We start from the raw sequence: 23,693 nt of genomic DNA, 5'->3' as shown, positions 1-23,693 counted from the left end.
AGGCTTCTGGACAAGAAAGGGGGGAAGGCCCGCAAAGGCCCTCCCCCCAAGAGGCTCCGAGGGAGGTGGAGCAATGATCAGAAGTTGAACTTCACGCCCGCGAAGATCCGGCGCGAGCCCGATTCATACCGGAACGGCAGCTCGGGGAACTGCAGGTAGGTCTTGGTGTTTTCCTTGTTCAGGTTGATCCCTTCGACGAACACGTTGAAGTTCGGCGTCACCTGGTAGGAAACCTGCCCGTCGAGCTGGCCATAGGGCTTTTGGTAGATGCCGAGCGTGCGCGTCACGCCGCCATCGCCGAAGCCGAAGTTGCCGAGGTACGATTTCGAGCGCCACGAGTAGGACGCGCGCGCGGCAAACCCGTGCTTCTCGAAATAGACCTGCCCGTTGAACGAGTGCTTGGAAACGCCCGGCAGCGGCAGACCCGTCTCGAAGTCGTTGCTGAACTCGGTGCTCGTATCGGAGAACGTGTAGTTCGCAGTGAAGCCAAGGCCGAACGGGAAGGCATACTGCGCCGCCAGTTCGAAGCCCTTGACCCGGCCGCCCTTGCCGTTGACCGGCTGAGAAACGGGGCCGATACGACCGCCCGCCTGGTCGTTCACGAAGACCGGCACGGTCTGCGAGATAACGAAGCTGTCCACTTCCTTCCAGAACACGCCCGCCGAAAGCAGGCCCTGCCGCCCGAAGTAGTATTCAACGCCAAGGTCGAACTGGTACGCGCGGAACGGATCGAGGGTGGCGTTGCCACGGCTGCCGCTGGTGAAGAGGAACTTGTCGGTCGCAGCATCGCGGGTGAAGTCGGTGGCAAACCCGCGGCCAAGGTCGAACAGCGGCTGGCGCGAGGTAACCCGCGCGGCCGAGGCACGCACCTTGATGCTGTCGGTCGCATCGACCACCACGTTCACGCTCGGCAGGAAGTCGGTGTAGGACCGCTGAACGCTCGAAGTGTCGAAGTCCTTCACCACGCCGTTCCAGCTGTCGGTGCCATAATAGGTCGGGTTCGCGGTGCCCTGGTTCTGGTCCACCTTCAGCTTGGTATCGACGATGCGCAGGCCCACGTTGACATGGAAGCTGTCATCCTTGCCGCCGATATCGGCCATGACATAGCCGGTCTTGGTCTCTTCCTTCACGAAGAAGGTCTGCAGCGGATCCTGGAAGAAGCTGAACGGCGTGGAAGGGTACAGGTTCTGGATCCACTTGAGCGCGTTCACCATCTGCGAACGGTTCTGGATCAGCAGCTTGCCGCCCGGAACGTTGGGATTGAGCAGCGTCTCCACGCGGCCCGCATTGCTGGTGAAGGTGTCATAAGGCGTGATCAGCGCCGGTGAATTGCCGAAGCGGCTGCACCCGGCGAAGGCTGCGGGCTTGTTTGCTTCCGGCAGGTCGCAGATCTTGTAGCCGATCGCGCCGTCCTGGAAGTAGCCATAAGGCGTGTAGTTGTAATTGAAGGTGGGATCACGCTCGGCCAGCGGGATCTTGGTCGCGTCGATCTCGCCCTTGCCCGAATAGTCCGCCAGATAGCGGCCCGAGGTGAAGTCCACCGTGCGCTGGCCATAGCGGAAGCCAGCGCTCAGCGTGATCTTGCCCTTTTCCGAAGAATCGACATCCCAAGCAAAATCGGCGCGGATCGAGTGGCCCTTGATCTTCGAGCGGTCACCGAAGGCCCAGTGCGACTTGAAGAAGCCGTTTGCCGGATTGCCGAACAAGTCCTGCGGGCTGCCCGGCGCGATGCCGAACTTCGGGAAATCACCGTTCTGATACGTGAAGTCGAATGTCGCCGGCGCCGCGCTGTTGAGCGCCACGCCGTCCTGCAGCGGCCCGCCGACCGCGCCCTGGCGCACGGTATACTTGGTGAAGCGCACGTCGTTGTTGGCCACGTCGCGGAAGAGCTTGCCCTCCGAATAGGTCGCTTCCATCGTCGCGCGGAAATTGCTGCCGTTGTCGTACTTGGTGCCAAACTGCACGTTGTCCGACTTGATGCTGGATTCGTCCACCACCGAGATCGCCTCGGCCGATTGCGCACGGACCGTGCCGCTTTCAAGCACGCCGTTGCTGTCGATCTTGTAGCCCGGCAGCAGCCCCAGCGATTCGCCCTGGCCGAACGGGAACTTCACCGAACCTTCGCGCGTGTCCACCTTGAGATCGGAATGGAAGTACTGGAGGTCCAGGCTCAGCGTGTCGGTCGGGCGGAAGGCCAGACCCACCGAGACGCCCCACCGCGTACGGTACTGCTCGCGGTCCGTCACATAGCGGTATTCGGGCGCGTAATAGTTGGTCGGCACCGTGGCAGTGTCGCGGCGGCCTTCGCCAAACGCCCAGTTACCACGGTTTTCGCCGCCCAGAATGTCATAGTGGCCGTTCGTCTTGCTGTAGCTGCCCGAGACGATGATGCCGAACTTGTCGTTGAAGTTGTAGCTCGCGACCACTGCGCCGGTCGGCTTCCAGCCATCGATCCCGCTCGCCTTGTTGAGCCGCGCGTTGCCGGCAACCGTCAGGCCGTTCTTGAGATCGAGCGGATTGCGCGTCTTCAGGTTGACGATGCCGCCAAGGCCGCCTTCCAGCAGCGAGGCGTTGGGCGACTTGAACACCTCGACCCCGCCGATGAGTTCGGACGGAACGCTCTCGAGGCTGTCGGTGCGCGTGAAGTTGCCTTCGCCCACCTTGAACACTTCCTGCCCGGTTACGAACAGTTCGCCGTTGAGCACGGTCAGGTTCTGTTCGAGGCCGCGGATGCGCACCTTGGTGCCCTGGCCGTTCTCGCGATCGATCTGGATGCCGGGGAGGCGCTGCAGCGATTCGGTGATGTTCTGGTCGGGGAACTTGCCGATATCCTCGGCACTGACTGTTTCGATGATGAGGTTCGAATTGCGCTTGGCATCGAGCGCGGCGGCAAGCGACTGGCGGAAGCCGGTCACGACGATCGGCGCGTTGCCTTCATCGGCGGCGGCGCCATCGGCCTGTGCGGCCTGCTGCGGCGCCGTCCCCTGAGCTGCGGATTGGGCTGCGGCATTGCCGCCCGCCAGCAGCGCCATGATCGACGCGGCGCCCATAAGCCCCTTTTTGGACAGCAGCGTCGTTGGACGCGCGAAACGGTCAGTCATGGTCTCTCCCCTTGCAAGTTGAGCGGATACCCCCGCTTTGAACGGGGTGTCGCCGCCTTTCCGATGATCGGGTTGTCCGCGATGCGGATTGCCCCGACCTGTGTGGCACGGTTGAAATACGATCATCTTGTCCGTATTGTCAACGTTGTCATTCAATATATGCCATCATCGTTCATTAATAGCGTAACCCGGTATGGTCGCCGATAACCGGGAAACGGAGAGGAAAACCAAGGAATGAAGCGGATTTCGCCCCAAGTCGGCCCAATGACCGGGATGGCCTGCACGCTGGCCCTCGCCGCCTGTCTCGTGCCGGCCGCAGCCCTTGCTGCCCCCCCGATTCTCCCCAGCGACTCGGCTGCCACCGTTCATCCGCAGGAATGGCCGCGAATCGCCTGGCCCAAAGTCGTGACCGATGCCGACGAGGCCAAAATCGCCAAACTTCTCAAGCAGATGGATGCTGCCTGCAAAGTCGGTCAGGTCATTCAGGGCGATATCGCCAGCCTCACTCCCGAGGACGTTGCACGCTACAATCTCGGCTCGGTGCTCAATGGCGGCAACTCCGGCCCCGGCGGCAATGACCTCGCCCCCGCGCCCGAATGGCTCAAGCTCGCCGATTCGTTTTACGCCGCCTCGATGCGTGGCCGACCCGGCTGTCCGGCGATTCCCGTGATCTGGGGCACCGACGCGGTCCACGGCCACAGCAACATCATCGGCGCCACGCTGTTTCCCCACAATGTCGGCCTCGGCGCGATGCGCGATCCGGACTTGATCGAGAAAATCGGCGCCGCCACCGCTGCCGAAATCCGCGTTACCGGGCAGGAATGGACGTTCGCTCCCACCGTCACTGTCCCGCAGGACTACCGCTGGGGCCGGGCCTACGAAGGCTACTCCTCCGATCCCGCGCTCGTCGCCAGCTATGTCGGCCGCATGGTGCGGGGGCTTCAAGGCCCGCCGACAACCGACCGCGTGCTCGCCGGCCCACATGTCATTGCCAGCACCAAGCATTTCCTCGCCGATGGCGCGACGAAAGACGGCCACGATCAGGGCGATGCGCAGATCGACGAGACCACACTGCGCCTCGTCCACGGCGCGCCCTATCTCCCCGCGATCGAGAACGGCGTTGCCACGGTGATGACCAGTTTCTCCAGCTGGAACGGCGTCAAGATCGCGGGCAATAAGGGCCTTGTCACCGACATCCTCAAGGACCGACTCGGCTTCGGCGGCTTCGTCGTCACCGATTGGAACGCCCACGGCCAGATCCCCGGCTGCACCAACGCAAGCTGCCCGCAGGCCCTCCTCGCCGGGGTCGACATGTACATGGCGCCGGATAGCTGGAAGCCGCTCTACGGCAGCCTGCTCAAGCAGGTGCAGGACGGCACCGTCCCCATGGCCCGGCTCGACGATGCCGTCAGCCGCATCCTGCGCGTCAAGCTGCGGCTCGGCCTGTTCGAACTGGGCGCGCCTTCGACCCGGCTGCTGGCGGGCCAATGGAACCTCCTCGGCAGCCCGGAGCACCGCGCAATCGCCCGCGAAGCGGTGCGCAAGTCGCTGGTCCTGCTCAAGAACACCGGCGTGCTTCCGCTGACGCAAGGCGCCCGCCTCCTCGTCGCGGGTGACGGCGCGGACGATGTCGCCCGCCAGTCCGGCGGCTGGACGCTGAGCTGGCAGGGCACCGGCCTCACGCGCAACCTGTTCCCCGGTGCCACCACATTGTGGGAAGGCCTCAAGGCCGCCGCCGAGGCCTCCGGCGGCAGCGCGCAGCTCGCGCCCGATGGCCACTTCACCCACAAACCCGATGCCGCCATCGTCGTCTTCGGCGAAACACCCTATGCCGAATTCCAGGGCGATATCCGCTCGCTCCAGCTGCGCTCCGATCTCACCGGCCCGCTCGCCACGATGAAGGCACTGAAAGCGCAGGGCATTCCTGTGATCGCGGTCATGCTCACCGGCCGCCCGCTCTTCGTGAACCCCGAACTCAATGCCGCCGATGCCTTCGTCGTCGCGTGGCTGCCAGGCTCGGAAGGTGGCGGTGTCGCCGATGTGCTTTATGCAAAAGACGGCGCGGACTTCACCGGCCGCCTCCCCACCGCCTGGCCCCGCACCGCGCGTGCCGGTGATGATCCGCTCTTCGCCTACGGCTATGGCCTCAACATGGCGAGCGGCCCCGCGCCGTGGACGCCGCTGCCCGAGGACCCGGGCGTTGCGCCCGAAGCCCTGCCCGGCGTCTTTCTCGAGCGCGGACAAGCCGCGCCCGGCTGGTCCCTCGTGCTGACCGATCCCGCCGCCGCCCCGCACACCGTTGGCCCGGTCCCGGCCGCAACACCCGGCAACCGGCTGACCATCTCGGCCATCGACAAGGACGTGCAGGAAGGCGCGCGCCGCATCACCCTCGCCGCGGGTGCGCAGCCCGCCACGATCGCGCTGGAAGCAGCGGCGCCGCAGGATCTCTCGCGCGAAACCAACGGCGATGTCCTGCTCCTCCTGAACCTGCGCCTCGATGCCAAGCCCGGCGCCCCGGTCAGCCTGTCCGCCCGCTGCGGCAGCGGCCCCTGCGGTGCGTCCGTACCGCTACCCGAACTCGCCGCCATGCCGCTCGGCACGTGGCAGACGCTCGCCGTCCCGCTCAAGTGCCTGTTGCCGGCGGGATCCGATACCCGTGCCGTCTCCAGCCCGCTCGTCCTCACCAGCCGGGGCCCGCTTTCGCTGGGCCTTGCCAGCGTGACGCTGGGCACGAAGGGCGATATCCTCGCCGGATGCAAAGGTGCCGCCAAATAATGCATTTATTATGCAGTTTATTTCTCATAGGATGAGCTAAATTGATTGCGTTGTCAGGCATTCGGGCAAATCAAGCCCGGATGCGGGGAGAGAAACCAGCCATGCCGAGATCCCAGCGCCGCCTGGCACCGCTCCTCCTAGCCGCCAGCGCGCTCGCCGCCACGCCCGTTCGGGCCGAAGTTCCCGACAACGGCGGCCCCTACAATGTGCGCATCCTCGAAGGCGGCATCGGGATCGAGCGCGACTTGCCCGCCGCAACCCCGCTGCTCGCGGCAGATGCCGCTTTCACGCTCTCCGCCTGGGTGCAGCCAGATCGCATCCAACCCGGCGAAATCACGCTCATCCAGCAGGGCCGCGCCGATTGCGCGCCCTGCCGCGCGCTGGTCCTGGTGGATGGCCGCCCCGCCCTGCGCCTCGGCGAAGTGCTGCTGACAGCCACGGCGCCGCTCCCCGCCAGGCACTGGAGCCACCTCACCGCCACGTACGACGGCAAGACCGCGCGCCTCTTCATCGATGGCAAGCCCGCCGCCCAAAGCACCATCGCCAGCCCCGCCACCGATCACCGTATCGCCATCGCCCCGCCACTCCCCGGCCAGCCGCACTTCGCCGGCGCCCTCGCCGCGGCGCAGATCGACGACAGGCTAAGCGATCCCGCCGCGCTTTTCGCCGCCCGTCCCGATTTCACAACCGTCCAGTTCCGCGACGTCGGCGTAGGCTGGCCGTTCCAGCGCAAAGCCAACATCGGCCTCACCGAACAGCAGGACGCGTGGCTCCTGCCCCGCAGCAAGACCCCGCCCAGCGCCCCTCGCGCGGTTCCGGTCACGCCCCAACCGGCACTTGCCCCCACCGCTCCGGGCCAGTGGCAGATAAACGGCTGGAAACTGACCCCCGCGCCCGATCTCGTCGCACCCGATGGCGCCGCGCTTTCCCGCCCCGGGGTCGACACCACCCGCTGGCTCGCCGCCCGCGTCCCCGGCACCGTGCTCGCCACCATGGTCGATCGCGGTGTCTATCCGGACCCCTATTACGGCCTCAACAACCTCGCGATCCCCGAAAGCCTTGCCCGGCAGGAATATTGGTACCGCGCCAGCTTCACCCTGCCCGCCGAGGCCGCAGGCAAGGCGCTCGCGCTGCGCTTCGATGGCATCAACTACGCTGCCGAAGTCTGGATCAACGGCGCGCACCTCGGCACCATGAAAGGCGCCTTCACCCGCGGCCGCTTCACCTTCACGCCGCAGCCGGGCGAAAACGTCGTCGCCGTGCGCGTCAGCCCGCCGCCGCATCCCGGCATCCCGCACGAACAGTCCGTCAAAGGCGGCGTCGGTGAAAACGGCGGCCAGCTCGCCATCGACGGCCCCACCTTCGTCGCCACCGAAGGTTGGGACTGGATCCCCGGCATCCGCGATCGCAACACCGGTCTCTGGCAAGGTGTCACGCTCGAAGCCACTGGCCCGGTACGGCTTGGCGATCCTCACGTGGTCACCGATCTGCCCTTGCCGCGCACCGACAGTGCCGATGTCACCGTCACGGTCCCTGTCATCAATCCCGGCACCGCGCCTGTCCCGCTCACCGTCACGGCCAAAATCGGCGAGATCATCCTCACCCGGAGCATCACCGCCGCCCTCGGTGAAACCACCGTGACCTTCTCGCCCGCCACCGATCCCGCGCTCCACATCGCCAACCCGCGCCTGTGGTGGCCAAACGGCTATGGCGATCCCGCGCTCTATACCCTCGATCTTACCGCCTCCGCCGCAGGCCAGCCCTCAGACACCCGCAGCCTTCGCTTCGGCATCCGTGAAGTGAGCAACGAGCTATCCCTCTTCGACAGTGCAGGCCGCCTGAACCGCGTTGAAGTCGATCCCACCGATGCGCGTCCCGGCGAACTCCCTCTCATCGACGTCCGGCACAGCGCCATCAAGCAGACCCCGCTCGGCTGGGCGCAGAGCCTCACGAAAGCGGGCGAGCAATCCCTTGCCGTCCGCCCGGTCCCGCCGTCCATCGCGCTCCCGCACCTCACCTTGCGCGTCAACGGCGTACGGATCGCCGCGCGCGGCGGCAGCTGGGGCATGGACGATGCGATGAAGCGCTTCGGCCGCGCCGAGCTCGAGCCCTACTTCCGCCTCGAGCGCGAGGCGCACATGAATGTCATCCGCAACTGGATGGGCAACAACACCGAGCCCGCCTTTTACGATCTCGCTGATGAGAACGGCATGATGATCCTCAACGATTTCTGGCAATCCACGCAGGATTTCCAGATCGAGCCCGAGGATCCGCAGCTGTTCCTCGCCAACGCGGCAGACACCATCGCGCGCTACCGCAACCACCCAAGCATCGTGGTCTGGTTCGGCCGCAACGAGGGCGTTCCCTACCCCACGCTCAACGAAGGCCTCGATGCGCTGGTCACCCGGCTCGACGGCACGCGCTGGTACACCGGCTCCTCCAACGTGGTGAACCTGCAGGGTTCCGGCCCCTATAACTACCGCCCGCCGGAAGGCTATTTCACCGATCTCGCGTCCGGCTTCTCGGTCGAAACCGGCACCCCATCCTTCGCCACGCGTGAGGCCGTCGAAGCCAGCGTCCCCGCCGCCGACCGCTGGCCGCTCGGCGACACGATGGCCTACCACGACTGGCATTTTAGCGGGAATGGCGACACGCACAGTTTCATGGACACGCTGGCCGCGATGTTCGGCCCCGCCACCAGTCTCGCCGATTTCGAACGCAAGGCGCAGATGATGAACCTCGAAACCCACAAGGCGATAATGGAGGGCTTCGTCGGCCATCTCTGGACCAGGAATTCCGGCCGCCTGTTCTGGATGACGCATCCCTCGTGGCCCTCGAACGCCTGGCAGCTCTACAGTTCCGACATGGACACCCACGCGGCCTATTACGGCGCGCGCGCCGGGGCCGAGCCCGTCCACATCCAGCTCAATCTGCCGGACAACGCGCTGATGGTGATCAACACCACCCGTAGCGATCTGCCGGGGCTGACCGCCAAGGTGTGCGTCACCGATCTGGCTGGCCGCACCCTGCTCACCCGCGAAAACCCGCTCGCCGCCCCAGCCAACACCGCAACTCCGCTGCCGCCAGTCGATCTCGCCCCGCTGATGGCGGACGGCGGCATGGTCCTCGTCGCGCTCGATCTCATCGACGCAAAAGGCGCTGTCCTCAGCCGCAACATCTACTGGCGCGGCCGCGACACCGCCGCCTACCGCGAACTCAACGCGATGCCCGCCGCTACGATCAGCATTAAGGCGCTGATGGGGCAGCCGCAGGGAAGCGACCGCCCGCTCGTGCTCACCCTCGCCAACACCGGCAAGACCCCGGCGCTCGCGATCAAGCTTACTGTGCTCGACAAAGCAGGCGCGCGCGTGCTGCCCGCTTACTTCGAGGACAACTACGTCTCGCTGATGCCGGGCGAGGCTCGCACGCTCACCGTCCGTGTGCCCGCCAGCGCCAAGCCAGCCAGCATTGCGATCCGGGGCTGGAATACGCCGGAGAGCACAACCAGGATCGCGCCGTGAAGGACCACTCTCCCCCACCCTCGTCATTCCCGTGCGGGCGGGAATCCAGAGCGACAGGCGCGGCGCTTGCGGCCCTTGATTCTTGCCTTCGCGGGAATGACGAACGGTGGGGTAAGGACACTGCCACCCCGGACATGATCCGATGTGACGCGTCCAACTGCTTCAAGCCTTCGCCTGGTCCTTGATCGGCAGCGACCGCACTCGCTTGCCCGTCAGCGCAAACAGCGCATTGGCCAGCGCCGGGGTCGCAGGCGGCAGGCCGGGCTCGCCGATGCCACCCATCTCCGCGCCGCTGTTGATGAAATGCACATCGACCGTCGGCGCGTTCGCCAGCTTGAGCACTTCGTAATCGCTGAAATTGCTCTGCTGGACTGCGCCCTTGTCCACGGTGATCGCCTCACCGATGCCGGAGGAAAGCCCCATCACCATCCCGCCGAGGATCTGCCCCTCGGCCGCAGTCGGGTTCACCACCGTGCCGCAATCGACCACGACCGTCGCCTTGTGCACCTTGGGCGTGCCATCCTCGGCGAGCGAAGCCTCGATAACCTGGCCGACGATCGTGTTGAAGCATTCGACCATCGCCACGCCGCGCGCGTGCCCGGGCTCCAGCGGCGAGCCCCATCCGCTGCGCTTCGCCACTTCCTCCAGCACGGTGCGGTGCCGCCCGGGCTTCAGGTGCTTCAAGCGGAACTCCACTGGATCGGCGCCCGCCGTATGCGCGAGCTCGTCCATGAAGCTTTCGGTGGTGAAGCCATGCTGCGTCGCGTTGACCGAACGCCACGCGCCCACGGTCTGGTTCGAAACCTGCTTGAAATGCCGCCGCGCCACTGCCGGCACATCATAAAAGAACGGCACTTCGCGCAGGCCGTCTTCCGGCTGGGCGAAATCGTTGCGCCATGCAGTGATCTTGCCATCGGCCCCGAGCGCCGCGGTCAGCTTGGCCGAGCTTTGCGGACGATACGCCCCTTGCGAGACTTCCTCCTCGCGCGACCAGATGAGCTTGACCGGGAACGGCACCTGCATGGCAACGCGCGCCACCTGATCGACCACTTCCATGTACATCGGCAGACGGCGGCCAAAGCTGCCGCCGATCAGCATGGGGTGGAACGTCACCTTGTCGGCACTCAGGCCCGCCGCGCCGGCCGCGGCCGCCTTGGCGCCGAGCGGATCCTGCATGCCGCCCCACAGATCGAGATGCCCATCCTTGAAATGCGCCGTCAGCGCAAAGGGCTCCATCATCGCGTGGTGGAGGAACGGCATCTTGTAGTCCGCCTCCAGCAGCTTCACGCCATCAGCCTTGAGCGCGGCATCGACATCGCCTTCGCCCGCGGTCTTGGTTGGCTTGCCCTCGGCGCGCAGCTTGTCCTGCTCGGCGAAGATCGTGGCGGTGGAAATCAGGCCATTGCCGCCATCGCTGAACTTGGGCGCCAGCGCGCGCGCGCCTTTCAGCGCCTGCCAGTAGCCCTTGGCGACAACCACCACGGCGCTTTCAAGGCTGATCACCTTCTCCACGCCCGAGACCGCCATCGCCGGCGCCGGATCGACCGAGATCAGCTTGCCCCCGCGCACGGGCGCCGCAATCACTGTCGCCACGCGCATGCCGGGCTTCGTCACGTCCATGCCGTACTGCGCGCTGCCGTTGACTTTGGCCGGAATGTCGAAGCGCGGGATCGACTTGCCCATGTGCTTGAAGTCTTTGGGATCCTTCAGCGCCACCTTGGTGGAAAGGCTGCGTGTCGCCGCCTCAGCCGCCAGTTCGCCGTAGCGCAGCGTCTTGCCGCTCTTGGCGTGGACCACCTTGCCGTCCGCCGTTGTCAGCTCGCCGGCGGGCACGCCCATGCGCCCCGCTGCCGTCTCGATCAGCGCAGCCCGCGTACCTGCACCCAGCACCCGCAGCCCGTGCTGACCAGTGAAGCGCAGTGCCGAGGAGCCGCCGGTGATCTGCAGGTTCATCTGCCGCGCGACCATGCCGAGCAAGGACATCGGCAGCGACCCGATGATGCCCGGATAACCGCTCATTTCGGAAAGGAAGCCCTTGCCCAGCACGACGTTGGCAAAAGCCGATTCCGCCGGTGCCGAAACCACAGACAGCTTGCTCCAGTCGGCATCCAGCTCTTCCGCCAGCATCTGCGCCAGGCCGGTGTTCGATCCCTGCCCGATATCGGTATGCGGCGAATAGAGCGTGACGGTATCGTCCTCGCCGATACGCAGCCAGGTGCCGAAGTTGTGCCCGTCCTTGCCGTCGGTCAGCTTCGCCGCCTGCGAGCGGGCCGAGCTATCGCCATACTGGACCGCGAAGATGCCGCCGCCGACCAGTGCCGCGCCGCCAATCAGGAATGTTCTGCGGATCATGCCCATGTGCTTGCTCCTCAGGCCGGGTTGGCGGGGGTGGTTGCAGCCGTACCGGCCACATCGTGGATCGCCGCGCGGATGCGGGGATATGTCCCGCAGCGGCAGATATTGGTCATCGCCGCGTCGATATCGGCATCCGTGGGCTTGGGCGTCTTCGCCAGCAGCGCCGCCGCCGCCATGATCTGGCCCGATTGGCAATAGCCGCACTGCGGCACCTGATGCGCGATCCAGGCCTGCTGCAGGGCCGTCAGCGTACCATCAGGCCCGCCCAGCCCTTCGATCGTGGTGATCGACTTGCCCGCCACATCGCTCACCGGCACGCTGCACGAGCGCGTGATTTCGCCGTCGATGTGGACGCTGCAGGCGCCGCAGGCCGCGATGCCGCAGCCGAACTTGGTGCCGGTCATGCCCAGCTCCTCGCGGATAGCCCAGAGCAGCGGCGTATCCGGCTCGACTGCGAAGCTGACCGGCTTTCCGTTAACCTTTGCCTCGATAGCCACGATTTACCACTCCCCTGGACGCAAGCACTACCTTGCCTGCTGCACTAGGTCGCTTTTAGCAACTGATATCGCGCTACGCCACTGCCAAGAGGAAACTTGCCCGCAGCCTCACCCGAGAGGGCATCACGCTGCACCGCAGCAACGGTTGCGCTGAACCCCTAGAGCCCATACTTAGGTTAAGTGCGCCGAATCATCCTTCTCCCGCTTCTCGCAACTGCGGCGCTTGCCGCTTGCTCACCCTCAGCCCCGCCTCCGCCGCCCAAGCCTCATGTTTCCGTTGCCGTGCCGCTCAAGCGGCAAGTGGTGGACTGGGATGATTATGTGGGCCGGTTCGAAGCGGTGCAGGACGTGGAGATCCGTCCGCGCATTTCCGGTACGGTCGAAAGCGTAAACTTCCGTGAAGGCGTGGAAGTTTCCAAAGGTCAGGTGCTGTTCACCATCGATCCGCGTCCCTACCGGGCTGCGGCCGAACAGGCCCGCGCCGATCTCGCCAAGGCGCAGGCGCTTGTCACCAACGCCCGCACCGAGCTCGCCCGCGCGCAGAAGCTGGTCGATGCGCAGGCGATCAGCCGCGAAGAGTTCGAGACCAAGGAAGCCAATCTGCGCAGCGCCGTAGCCGCTGCCGGCGCCGCCCGCGCCAATCTTGAGGCCAAGTCGCTCGACCTCTCCTTCACCACGATCCGCTCGCCGATCAGCGGCCGGGTCTCCGACAAGCGCGTCTCCATCGGCACTTATGTCGCGGCGGGGCAGACGGTGCTCACCCGCGTCGTTACCGTCAATCCGATCCGCTTTGCGTTCGAGGGCGCGGAGACCTTCTACCTCAAATATGTCCGCCAGGCGCAGTCCGGCGAACGGCAATCCTCGCGCTATGCCCCCAATCCGGTCGACATAAAGCTGGCGGATGAAACGAGCTATCGCTGGCATGGCCTGATGAAGTTCGTCGACAACGCGATCGACCGCAATTCGGGTACGATCCGCGCCTTTGCCGAAGTCGACAATCCCACCGGCTTCCTCGTCCCCGGCATGTTCGGCCGCGCCCGCCTTCTGGGCTCGGGTACCTACAGCGCGCTGCTCGTGCCCGATGAAGCCATCGTCACCGATCAGACCCGCCGCTTCGTCTATGTCATCGGCAGGGACGGCAAGACGGTACAGCGCAATGTCGAAACCGGCCCGCTGGTCGAAGGCCTGCGCGTGATCAAGACGGGCCTTGCCGCCTCCGAAAAGGTCGTGCTCGATGGTCTCGCCCGGCTCCAGCCCGGCATGGATGTCGATGCCAAGGTCATCCCGCTGAAGCCCCGCGCGGCAGCGGATGCGCCCGCGTCCTCGGCGATCAAGGCGCCCGCAGCGGCAGAAGCCACGGCCAAGTAATGCGCTTGCCGCATTTCTTCATCGACCGTCCGATCTTCGCGGCGGTGCTTTCGATCCTGATCGTCATCATCGGGGCGATTGCCTATCCTTCGCTGCCGGTTGGCCAGTACCCAGAAATCGCCCCGCCAACCGTGGTCGTCTCGGCCAACTATCCGGGCGCAACCGCCGAAACGCTGGCCGAAACCATCGCCGCCCCGCTCGAGGAATCGATCAACGGCGTCGAGAACATGATCTACATGCAGTCGTCCTCCACGGGCGACGGCAACGTCACGATCACTGTCACCTTCAAGGCGGGCACCAACGTCGATCAGGCGCAAGTGCTGGTGCAGAACCGCGTCGCCACGGCGGAACCGCGCCTGCCCGAGGAAGTGCGCCAGATCGGCGTGACGGTGCGCAAGAACTCGCCCGACTTGCTGATGGTGATGAACCTCTATTCACCCAACAAGTCGCTCAGCCAGCAATATGTCGCCAACTACGCGACCTTGCAGGTGGTCGACCGGCTGAGCCGCGTGCAGGGCGTCGGCGGCGTGCGCATCATCGGCGGGCGCGATTACAACATGCGCGTGTGGATCGATCCCGATGCGGCCTCGAGCCGCAACCTCACGGTGGACGAGATCATCGCCGCGATCCGCGCGCAGAATGCGCAAGTTGCCGCAGGCTCGGTCGGGCAGCCGCCGTTCAACCAGGGCGGCACCGCATTCCAGCTCGGCATCCAGACCACCGGACGCCTGACCACAACCGAAGAGTTTGGTGACATCATCATCAAGCGCGACGAAGATGGCCGCCTGACGCGCCTGCGTGATATCGCCCGCCTCGAGCTTGGCGCGCAGGACTATGGCACCAATGCCTACCGCGATAACTACCCCTCGATCGGCGTCGCCGTCACCCAGCTTCCCGGCTCCAACGCGCTCAAGACCGCCGCTGCAGTCGAGGCGGAGATGGAGTCCCTGTCGAAGGCCTTCCCGCCGGACCTCGTCTACTCGATCCCCTACCACCCGACCGAATACATCAGCGCATCGATCAATGCGGTCGAACACACCCTGTTCGAGGCGATTGTCCTCGTCGCGCTTGTCGTGCTGGTGTTCCTGCAAAGCTGGCGCGCCTCGATCATCCCGATCATCGCCATTCCGGTCTCGCTTATCGGCAGCTTCGCAGCGATGGCCGCGTTCGGCTTCAGCCTCAACAATCTCTCGCTCTTCGGCCTCGTGCTCGCCATCGGCATCGTGGTCGACGACGCCATTGTCGTGGTCGAGAATATCGAGCGCCTGATGGAAGAAGGCCTCTCCCCGCGTGAGGCCGCGCACAAGACGATGGACGAAGTATCCGGCGCGCTTATCGCCATCGCGCTGGTGCTGTGCGGGGTGTTCATCCCCACCGCCTTCATCCCCGGCATCTCGGGCGCGTTCTACAAGCAGTTCGCGCTCACCATCGTCAGCGCCACCGCGATTTCCGCGTTCGTCTCGCTCACCCTGTCGCCGGCGCTTGCTGCGCTGATCCTCAAGCCCAAGAGCCACGAGGAAGCAGCCCCCGCACCCGGCTGGCGCGGAGTTCCGGTACGCTTTGCGCGCGGCTTCAACCGCGGGTTCGAGCGACTGTCCGAACGCTATGGCCGCCTCACCGCAAGGCTGGTGCGTTCGCTCGGGATGCTCGGGATCGCCTATATCCTGCTGCTCGCCATCGCGGGCTGGCGCTTCTACGAGACGCCCACCGGCTTCATCCCCGCGCAGGATCAAAGCTACCTGATCGGCGTCGTCCAGCTGCCGCCGGGCGCCTCGCTCCAGCGCACCGACGAGATCGTCCAGCAGGCCGCGAAGATCGCGCGCGACAATCCGGCGGTCAAGGCGACCATCGCGTTTGCGGGCTTCGACGGCGCGACGTTCACCACCGCTCCGAACGCGGGCGCGATCTTCGTCACGCTCAAGGATTTCGATCACCGCTCGGTTTCGTCGGATCAGGTCGCCGCACAATTGCGCAAGGCCTATGGGGCGATCACTGCGGGCAATGTCCTCGTCGTGCCCCCGCCGCCCGTGCGCGGTATCGGCACCGGCGGCGGCTTCAAGATGATGATCGAGGACCGCTCCGGCGCTGGCTATGCCGCGCTTGAAGGCGCCGCCTTCAAGATGATGATGGCCGCCAATCAGGAGCCCGGGCTCAATTCGGTCTTCACCACCTTCAACACCAAGACCCCGCGCCTCAAGGCGGACATCGACCGCGAGCGCGCCGAGCAGATCGGCGTGCCGGTGGAGCGCGTGTTCTCGACGCTGGGTACTTATCTCGGCAGCACCTACGTCAACGATTTCAACTTCCTCGGCCGCACCTTCCGCGTGACCGCAGAGGCAGACGCGCCCTACCGCGATGATATCGGCGATATCCTCCGCCTCAAGACGCGCTCGGCCTCTGGCACGATGGTCCCGCTCGCGGCGGTAATGACGCTCAAGAACGACAGCGGCCCCTACCGCGTCGTGCGCTTCAATCTCTATCCGGCTGCCGAACTCCAGGGCGATACCACGCGCGGGTTTTCCTCGGGCCAGTCGCTCACCACGATGGACAGCCTTGCCAAGGCCAATCTGCCCGCAGGCTTCACCTATGAATGGACCGAACTGGCCTACCAGCAGCAGCAGGCCGGCAACACCGGCAGCCTTGTGTTCGGGCTTGCGGTGGTCTTCGTGTTCCTGCTGCTCGCCGCGCAATACGAAAGCCTCGTGCTGCCGCTCGCGGTGATCCTGATCGTGCCGATGTGCCTGCTGGCCGCCATCGTCGGCGTGGGGCTGATGGGGCGTGACAACAATATCCTCACGCAGATCGGGCTCGTCGTGCTCATCGGGCTGGCCGCCAAGAACGCCATCCTCATCGTCGAATTTGCCCGCCAGGGCGAGGATGACGGGCTGGAGGCGCGCGCCGCTGCCGAACGCGCCGCGCACCAGCGCTTGCGTCCGATCCTGATGACCTCGATCGCCTTCATCCTCGGCACCCTCCCGCTCGTGATCGCAACCGGCCCCGGTGCGGAAATGCGGCAGGCGCTCGGCATCGCGGTGTTTTTCGGGATGATCGGGGTGACCGGCTTCGGCCTGCTCTTCACGCCTTCGTTCTACATCATCAGCCGTGGCTTCGGCGAACGGGTCGGCCGCTGGCTGCGCCGCCGTCCGAAGCCCGGAAGCGAGGTTGCACCGGCCGCGGAGGGCGAGGCATGAAGCGTCTTGCCGCGTTGATCCCCGCGCTGTTGCTGGCCGCCTGCGCGGTCGGCCCGAACTACAAGCGCCCCGCCGCCTTACCGCCAGAGCAAGTGCGCCTGACCGAGGCGCTCGAAAACGGTACGGTCACGCCCTCGCCCCTGCCGGACCAGTGGTGGCAGCTGTTCAAGGATCCGGAACTCGATCGGCTCGTCACGCAGGCGCTCGTGAAGAACACCGACTTGCGCGTCGCCGCCGCCAACCTGCAACGCGCCCGCGCGGTTCTCTCCGAAGCAGGCGCTGCGCGGCTACCCACGTCCACCACCAAGGCGCAGTTCTCGAACAGCCGGCAGGTTGTCCCCTCCATCGGGCGCACCGTCACGAACGATTTCTTCTCGGTCGGCTTCGATGCCTCCTACGAAGTTGATCTCTTCGGCGGGGTCAGCCGCTCGCTCGAAGCCGCCCGCGCCGATGCCGCCTCGGCGCAGGCCGCCGTCGATGCCGCGCGTGTCTCGGTCGCCGCCGAAACCGCGCGCGCCTATGCCTCGGCCTGCGGGTTCGGCGAGCAGGCCGATGTCGCGCGCGAAACCGAAGATCTGCAGGCGCACACGCTCGATCTCACCGAGCGCCGCCTCTCCGCCGGACGCGGCACCCGCAGCGAAGTCGATCAGGCCACCGTCCTCGTCGAGCAGGCCCGCGCGCAGGTCCCCGTGTTCGAAGCGCAGCGCCGCTCCGCTCTCTATGCGCTGGCGGTGCTCACCGGCGATCCGCCAGCCGCGATCCTCGACAGCGCGGCGGCCAAGTGCCGCACCGTGCCGATGGCGTCCGAACCGCTCCCGGTCGGCGATGGTCAGACGCTCCTCGCCCGCCGCCCGGATGTGCGCCAGGCCGAACGCGCGCTTGCCGCCGATACTGCGCGCATCGGTGTGGCCACGGCCGCGCTCTATCCCAAGATCTCACTGCTCGGCAGCACTTCTCTGGGCGCTACGCAGTTCAGCAATCTCGGCACCTCGAGCTCGTTCGGCTATTCGGTCGGCCCCCTGATCAGCTGGAACTTCCCGTTCAACGGCGCCGCCCGTGCGCGGGTACGCGAAAGCCAGGCCGTCGCGGAAGGCTCGCTCGCCCGCTTCGACGCCGCCATCCTCAACGCGCTCAAGGAAGCCGAACAGGCCCTCGCCCGCGCTGGCGGTGCCGCGAGCCGCGAAGGCTCACTGCGCCGCGCGATGACCGCGAGCAGCGATGCTGCCCGCCTCTCGCGCACCCGTTTCGACTACGGGGCAGACAGCTTCCTCCAGCTGCTCGACGCCGAACGCGAACGCGCCCAGACCCGCGCCGCGCTCGCCCAGGCGGAGGCGGACCGCGCGGACGCGCAGATCAGCGTGTTCAAGGCACTCGGCGGCGGCTGGCAGACCGCAGGTGCTCCCCCGGCCCCCTGAGTCCACAGCCGCACATGCCGCGCAAACCGCCCTGCCCCCCGCCTACGCGGGGGTGACGAAAGGGCGGGGACCATCAAGCCCCTCGTCATTTCCGCGAAGGCGGCGCTCAGAGCGGCTCACCCCAGCTCGCGCTCCAGCATCCGCCGCGCCGAACGCTGCACATGTTCGGCGATCACCCGGAATGCCGCTTCCATGCTCGTGCCGCGCCGCCACGCCAGCGCCACCGAACGGTGCACTTTCCACCCCTCGACATCGACCACGCCGAGCCCCGAAAGCCCGCCCACATCGCTCTGCAAATAGAGCCGTGGCAGCACTGTCAGCCCAAGGCCTGATGCGGCCATCATGTGCAGGCTGTCGAGGCTCGTCCCTTCATAGTCCGGGCTCAGTGCCATGCCATGGGTCTCGGCAATATCGCGCGTCTCGCGGTGCAGGTGGTGGCGGGTATCAAGCGAGAGCAGCACTTGCCCCGCCAGTGCCGCAGGTGCAACCGGCCCCCGCGCCAGCGGGCTGTCCACTGCCGCCACCAGATCGAGCGGCTCGCGAAACAGGGGCTCGATTTCGAGGTCGTCGCCCCGGATCGGCAGCGGCCCGAGCATGACATCAAGCTCCCCGCGCGAAACCTGCAGCGCCTGCTCGTCGGGGATTCCCTCGCGCACATAAAGCCTCAAGCCCGGCGCCGCGCGGTGCAGATCGGCAATGATCGGCGATAGCAGATAGGGCCCCAGCGTTGGCGTCGTCCCCAACCGCAGCGTGCCGGTCAGCCCCATTGCGGCACTGCGCGCCAGTTCCTCGATCCCGCGCACTTCGCCCAGAATCCCGCGCGCCTTGGACACGATGCTCCGCCCGATCGGCGTAAGGATTGCGCCGGTGGTGGACCGCTCAAGCAGCCGTACGCCCAGTCGCTCCTCGAGCGCCTTGACCTGCTGGCTCAGCGCAGGCTGCGAAACATGGCTGATCCGCGCTGCCTCCGCAAAGGAGCCGGTGTCCGCCAAGGCAACAAGATACTGTAACTGGCGAATGGTAAGCATGAGAGGTTATAACCACAGCCTATAGCGCCCCCGCAAGACTTCTGATTGGCGCTGCTCCGCGCCCTGTCGTAATTTGTAAGCCGCCGGTTTCGGACAAACAGAGCTCTCAGGGATTTTCATGGCTGCACCAACGCGGGTTGAACTGCGCGATGCAATACGCTGGCTGGCCGAGATCATCGGGCCTGATGCCGGCTATCTGCGGCTGGCGGCGGTCTATGGCATTGCCATCGGCCTGCTTTCGCTCGCCACGCCGATCTCGGTCCAGCTCCTCATCAACAGCGTGGCCTACACCGCGCTCCCCGCCCCCTTGTGGACGCTTTCGGGCCTGCTCTTCGCGCTGCTCTTCGTCGTCGCGATGCTCAGCACCCTGCGCGTCTACATCATGACCTTGTTCGAGCGCCGTCTGTTCGCCCGCGTCGTTGCCGAGATCACCATCCGCGCCGTCCACGCGCGCGATCCCTTTTTCGGTGATGCGCGCCGGGCAGACTTGTTCAACCGCTTCTTCGATCTCACCGTCGTGCAGAAATCGGTGCCAAGCCTGCTCATCGGCGGCTTCACCATCATGCTGCAATCAGCGGTCGGCCTGATCGTCACCAGTTTCTACCACCCCTTCTTCCTCGCCTTCAACGTGGTCCTGCTCCTCGCGATCCTTGTCATCTGGCTGCTGTGGTCACGCGGCTCGATGACCGGCGCGGTTGCCTTGAGCCACGCCAAACACGATACCGCGCGCTGGCTCGAAAGCGTCGGCAGCTCCAACGGCTTCTACAAGTCGAGCCGCCATGTCGGCTTCGCGATGGACCGCTCGGAAGCGATGACGGCGAACTACATCGCCAAGCACAAGAGCTATTTCCGCTATAGCTTCGCGCAGACGCTGGCCTTCTTCATGCTCTACGCGACCGCATCTGCGGCGCTGCTCGCGCTCGGCGGCAATCTCATCCTCGCGGGTGAGCTCACCATCGGCCAGCTCGTCGGCGCGGAGCTCATTCTCTCCAGCGTGTTCTACGGCGTCGGCCAGCTCGGCTGGTATCTCGACACGTTCTACGATCTCGTCGCCAGCTGCGAGGAACTCTCCCTGCTCTACGGCATCAGCCAGGAGAAGCTGCCGCTCCCGAGCACCCAGGGCCCGCGCGATGGCGCCATCGCCCTGCGCGACGTCAAGCTCGGCGAAACGCACTTCAACTTCTCGCTGGCCGCCGGCGAACGCCTCGTCACCGTGCCGGAGCCGGGGGCAGAGCGCACGCTCTCGATGCTGCTGAAGCGCCACATCGCGCCCGAACACGGCCTCGTCACCGTGGGCGGCTCCGATCTCGGCGGGCTCAACATGTACCTGCTGCGCTCCGAGATCATCGTGCTCGACCGGCCGACCATCGTCGAAGTCACCATCCGCGAATACCTCAATCTCGCCGTCTCGGGCGTCACGTCGGCCAGCATCCTCGATGCGGTGGAAGCGGTCGGCCTCAGCGAACGCATCGCCAGCCTGCCCGAAGGCCTCGATACCCCGCTCGCCTCCTCGGGCTGGCCGCTGACAGTGGGCGAAGTCATGGAACTCAAGCTCGCCAACGCGCTGCTCGCCCACCCCAAAGTGCTCGTCCTTGCGCCCGTCTTCGATGTCATGCCGCCCGCGCAGCTGTTCGGCGTGCTCGAACGGCTGAAAGTGGCGGGCACCACCGTCCTCCTGTGCACCTCGCGCCCGGGCAGCTTCGCGCTCGATGGCTGGCTCTGGCTGGGCCGCGGCGAGCAGATCCGCTTCGCCTCCGCCGCCGAACTGCAGGCCCACGTCAAGGATCGGGAGGCCGCCAATGCCCTATCGTCTTGAGCATCTCGAGCACTTCCCCACGCTCGCGGGCATGAAGGCCCCGCGCGTTGCGGTCATCACTGCGTGGATGGTCGCGCTCGGCATCATCGCCGCTGCGCTCGTCATGGCCTTTGTCCCCTGGGTGCAGACCGCCAATGGCGACGGCCAGGTCGTCGCGCTCAATCCGGACGACCGCTCGTCCGACGTCTCCGCGCTCGTCAGCGGACGCATCAGCGAATGGTACGTGAAGGACGGCGAGCAGGTCAAAGCCGGCCAACCCATCGCCCGCGTGGTCGATCTCGATCCCGATTACCTCACCCGCCTCGCCGCCGAACGCGCCCAGATCGAAGCGGAAATCGCCGCCGTCACCCAGTCCCGCGCCACCGCCCAGCTCGATGTGAACCGTACGCAGCAACTCTTCCGCGAAGGCCTCGTCGCCCGGCGCGATTATGAACTCGCGCAGATCAAGGTCGCCGAAGGCGGCGCCAAGCTCGCCGAATCGCGCGCCAAGCTCCAGCGCATCGACGTCCAGCTTGCGCGCCAGTCCTCGCAGCTTGTCCGCGCCCCGCGTGACGGGCGGATCCAGACAGTCAACGCCGGCCTCAGCGGCGGCGTCGTCTCGCCCGGCTCGGTACTCGCCACCATCGCGCCCGAAACCGCGGAGCGCGCCGTCGCGCTCTATATCGACGGCCGCGATATCGCGCTCGTCCGCCCCGGCCAGCATGTCCGGCTCGAATTCGAAGGCTGGCCCGCGATCCAGTTCAGCGGCTGGCCCTCGGTCGCGCAGGGCATCTTCGATGGCCGCGTCCGGGCGCTTGATCCCACCTCGGGCGGGGGCGGCCTGTTCCGCGTCCTCATCGAACCCGATCCCGCCAAAAAGCCCTGGCCCGACCTGCGCTTCACCAAGCTCGGCGCCAAGGTGCGCGGCTGGATCCAGATGGAAACCGTCCCGGTCGGCTACGAACTCTGGCGCCAGCTCAACGATTTCCCGCTCGAATTCAGCAAGGACATCAAGGCCTCGATGGCCGACAAGGACAGTTCCGCCGCCGCCACGAAGGATGATGACGCCACCGTGCGCAAGGCCGGGAAGCCGAAATGATCCGCCGCCTTCTGCTGTCCCTCGCCCTGCTCTGGCCTATCGCCACGGCAGCGCAGACAGCGCCGCTCACGCTCGATGAGATCCTGCGCACCTCCGCCGTGCAGGCCCCGCAGATCGTCGAGGCCATGGCCCGCGTCCGCCAGGCCGAGGGCCGCGCGCTCACTGCCGAGGGCGCGTTCGACACCGTGTTCGATGTCGATGCGCAAAGCCGCGTGCTCGGCTACTATTCGGGCAGCTATCTCGAAGGCAAGGCCACCCGTCCGCTCACCGGCAATGGCGGCCAGGTCTATGGCGGCTACCGCGTCAGCAGCGGCACCTTCCCGATCTACGAGGACAAGGCCTATACCGACCGCCTCGGCGAACTGAAGATCGGCGGCCTGTTCGCCCTCCTGCGCGACAAGGCGATCGACGAGCGCCGTGGCCGCATTTCCATGGCCGCGCGCGATATCGACGCCGCCCGGCTCGAACGCGAGATGGTCGCCATAGGCGTACAGGCGCGCGCGGCCGCCACCTACCAGAACTGGGTCGCTGCCGGCCTGCGCCTCAAGGCCTATCAGTCGCTGCTCGATCTCGCCGAAGCACGCCGCGCCGGCATCGCCCGCCAGGTCCAGCTCGGCGCGAGGCCTGCGATCCTGCTCACCGAGGCCGATACCAATATCGTTCGCCGCCGCGCGCTCGTCGTCCGCTCGGAGCAGGAATACGCCGCCGCCGCCAACGCGCTCTCGTTCTTCTACCGCGACGACAATGGCGAACGCCTCGTCCCCGGCCCCGAACGCCTCCCCGCCGCGCTCCCCGGCTTCAAGCCGACGCGCCCCGGCACCCCTGCCATCGACCGCCCCGACGTGCAGACCCTCAGCGCCCGCCTCGCCCAGTCCGAACTCAAGCTCGCGCTCGCCGAAAACGAGCTCAAGCCCCGCCTCGATGTGCGCGGCGAGCTTTCCTACGATCTCGGCAAGACCGGCCCCGGCGGCAAATCGCGCGATGGCGAGGAAGCCATCGTCGGCATCCGCCTCACCGTCCCGCTCCAGCGCCGCGCCGCCAGGGGCAAGATCGCCGAAGCCCGCGCCGAAATCGACGGCCTGCGGACCCGCCAGCAACTTGTGCGCGAACAGATCGCCGTCGAGGTCAAAGGGATCGCCATCGGGGTAGACGGCGCCGCAAAGACCGCCCGCCTCGCCGCCGAAGAATCCCGTCTCGCCGACGAACTCGCCGCTGCCGAACGCCGCCGCTTCGATCTCGGCGCGAGCGACTTCTTCCTCCTCAACATGCGCGAAGAAGCCGCCACCGACGCCCGCGTCCGCCTCCTCGACGCACAGGCCCGTTCGGCGCTGGCCGGGATAGACCTCGCCGGCGCAACCGCAGACCGCGCCGCGCTGGGCCTGCCAGACGGGCCATTGCCTTAACCCCCGTCATTCCCGCAACGGCAGCAAGCCAAAACGGCACGCACCGCGCCAACCGCCCTGCCCTCCCGCCTACGCGGGGGTGACGAAACGATTTGGACCATCAAACCCTTCGTCATTCGCGCGAAGGCGGGTGTGACGAAACAAC

12 protein-coding genes are annotated in these 23,693 nt (G+C 66.3%); 8 read left to right on the top strand and 4 right to left on the bottom strand.

The window, feature by feature from the left end; translation table 11 throughout:
- Positions 1–77 precede the first annotated feature (77 nt).
- Positions 78–3,101, bottom strand: a complete 3,024-nt coding sequence (locus tag ACO056_RS11105; protein WP_421846674.1) for a TonB-dependent receptor — start codon at positions 3,099–3,101, stop codon at positions 78–80.
- A 234-nt stretch (positions 3,102–3,335) separates the two neighbouring features.
- Here ACO056_RS11105 and ACO056_RS11100 point away from each other — a divergent pair, with 234 nt between their 5' ends.
- Together ACO056_RS11100 and ACO056_RS11095 are read left to right on the top strand one after the other, a co-directional pair.
- Positions 3,336–5,876, top strand: a complete 2,541-nt coding sequence (locus ACO056_RS11100) for a glycoside hydrolase family 3 N-terminal domain-containing protein (protein WP_421846672.1) — start codon at positions 3,336–3,338, stop codon at positions 5,874–5,876.
- A gap of 101 nt (positions 5,877–5,977) precedes the next feature.
- Positions 5,978–9,397, top strand: a complete 3,420-nt coding sequence (locus ACO056_RS11095; RefSeq protein ID WP_421846670.1) for a glycosyl hydrolase 2 galactose-binding domain-containing protein — start codon at positions 5,978–5,980, stop codon at positions 9,395–9,397.
- Between the two features lie 162 nt (positions 9,398–9,559).
- Here the strand turns inward: ACO056_RS11095 and ACO056_RS11090 are convergent, their stop codons facing one another.
- Both ACO056_RS11090 and ACO056_RS11085 read right to left on the bottom strand, forming a co-directional pair.
- Positions 9,560–11,749, bottom strand: coding sequence for a molybdopterin cofactor-binding domain-containing protein (locus ACO056_RS11090; RefSeq protein ID WP_421846668.1), 2,190 nt, complete (start codon positions 11,747–11,749; stop codon positions 9,560–9,562).
- Positions 11,750–11,766: 17 nt separating this feature from the next.
- Entirely contained in the window at positions 11,767–12,249 is a 483-nt protein-coding gene (locus ACO056_RS11085; RefSeq protein ID WP_421846666.1) for a (2Fe-2S)-binding protein, read from the bottom strand.
- A gap of 180 nt (positions 12,250–12,429) precedes the next feature.
- On the opposite strand from ACO056_RS11085, the gene ACO056_RS11080 reads away from it, so the two are divergent.
- From ACO056_RS11080 to ACO056_RS11070, 3 genes are read left to right on the top strand one after another with little or no spacing between them, the layout of a single operon-like run.
- Positions 12,430–13,617: an efflux RND transporter periplasmic adaptor subunit gene (locus ACO056_RS11080; protein WP_421846664.1), complete on the top strand. Its 1,188-nt coding sequence runs from the start codon at positions 12,430–12,432 to the stop codon at positions 13,615–13,617.
- Complete coding sequence (locus ACO056_RS11075) at positions 13,617–16,808, top strand: efflux RND transporter permease subunit (protein ID WP_421846662.1); 3,192 nt, start codon at positions 13,617–13,619, stop codon at positions 16,806–16,808. The genes ACO056_RS11080 and ACO056_RS11075 overlap by 1 nt, the downstream gene beginning before the upstream one ends.
- Entirely contained in the window at positions 16,805–18,223 is a 1,419-nt protein-coding gene (locus ACO056_RS11070; protein WP_421846660.1) for an efflux transporter outer membrane subunit, read from the top strand. Before ACO056_RS11075 ends, ACO056_RS11070 begins: the two co-directional genes overlap by 4 nt.
- A 116-nt stretch (positions 18,224–18,339) precedes the next feature.
- On the opposite strand, the gene ACO056_RS11065 is transcribed toward ACO056_RS11070, so the two are convergent.
- Complete coding sequence (locus ACO056_RS11065) at positions 18,340–19,251, bottom strand: LysR family transcriptional regulator (protein ID WP_421846658.1); 912 nt, start codon at positions 19,249–19,251, stop codon at positions 18,340–18,342.
- Positions 19,252–19,369: 118 nt separating this feature from the next.
- On the opposite strand from ACO056_RS11065, the gene ACO056_RS11060 reads away from it, so the two are divergent.
- The 3 genes from ACO056_RS11060 to ACO056_RS11050 are packed head-to-tail and all read left to right on the top strand — an operon-like array spanning position 19,370 to position 23,548.
- On the top strand, positions 19,370–21,067 hold the full coding sequence (locus ACO056_RS11060; protein WP_421846656.1) for an ABC transporter ATP-binding protein: 1,698 nt from the start codon (positions 19,370–19,372) through the stop codon (positions 21,065–21,067).
- Positions 21,051–22,145, top strand: coding sequence for an HlyD family secretion protein (locus ACO056_RS11055; RefSeq protein ID WP_421846654.1), 1,095 nt, complete (start codon positions 21,051–21,053; stop codon positions 22,143–22,145). The genes ACO056_RS11060 and ACO056_RS11055 overlap by 17 nt, the downstream gene beginning before the upstream one ends.
- Positions 22,142–23,548 carry a TolC family protein gene (locus ACO056_RS11050; RefSeq protein WP_421846652.1) on the top strand — a complete coding sequence of 469 codons (1,407 nt, stop codon included), beginning with the start codon at positions 22,142–22,144 and terminating at the stop codon, positions 23,546–23,548. Before ACO056_RS11055 ends, ACO056_RS11050 begins: the two co-directional genes overlap by 4 nt.
- The last annotated feature ends 145 nt before the right edge of the window (positions 23,549–23,693 follow it).

The organism is Novosphingobium sp. (genome assembly GCF_965228995.1).
Lineage (GTDB): Bacteria > Pseudomonadota > Alphaproteobacteria > Sphingomonadales > Sphingomonadaceae > Novosphingobium.
The sequence above is the reverse complement of the archived record's forward strand: the minus strand, read 5'-3'. Positions and strand labels throughout refer to the sequence as shown.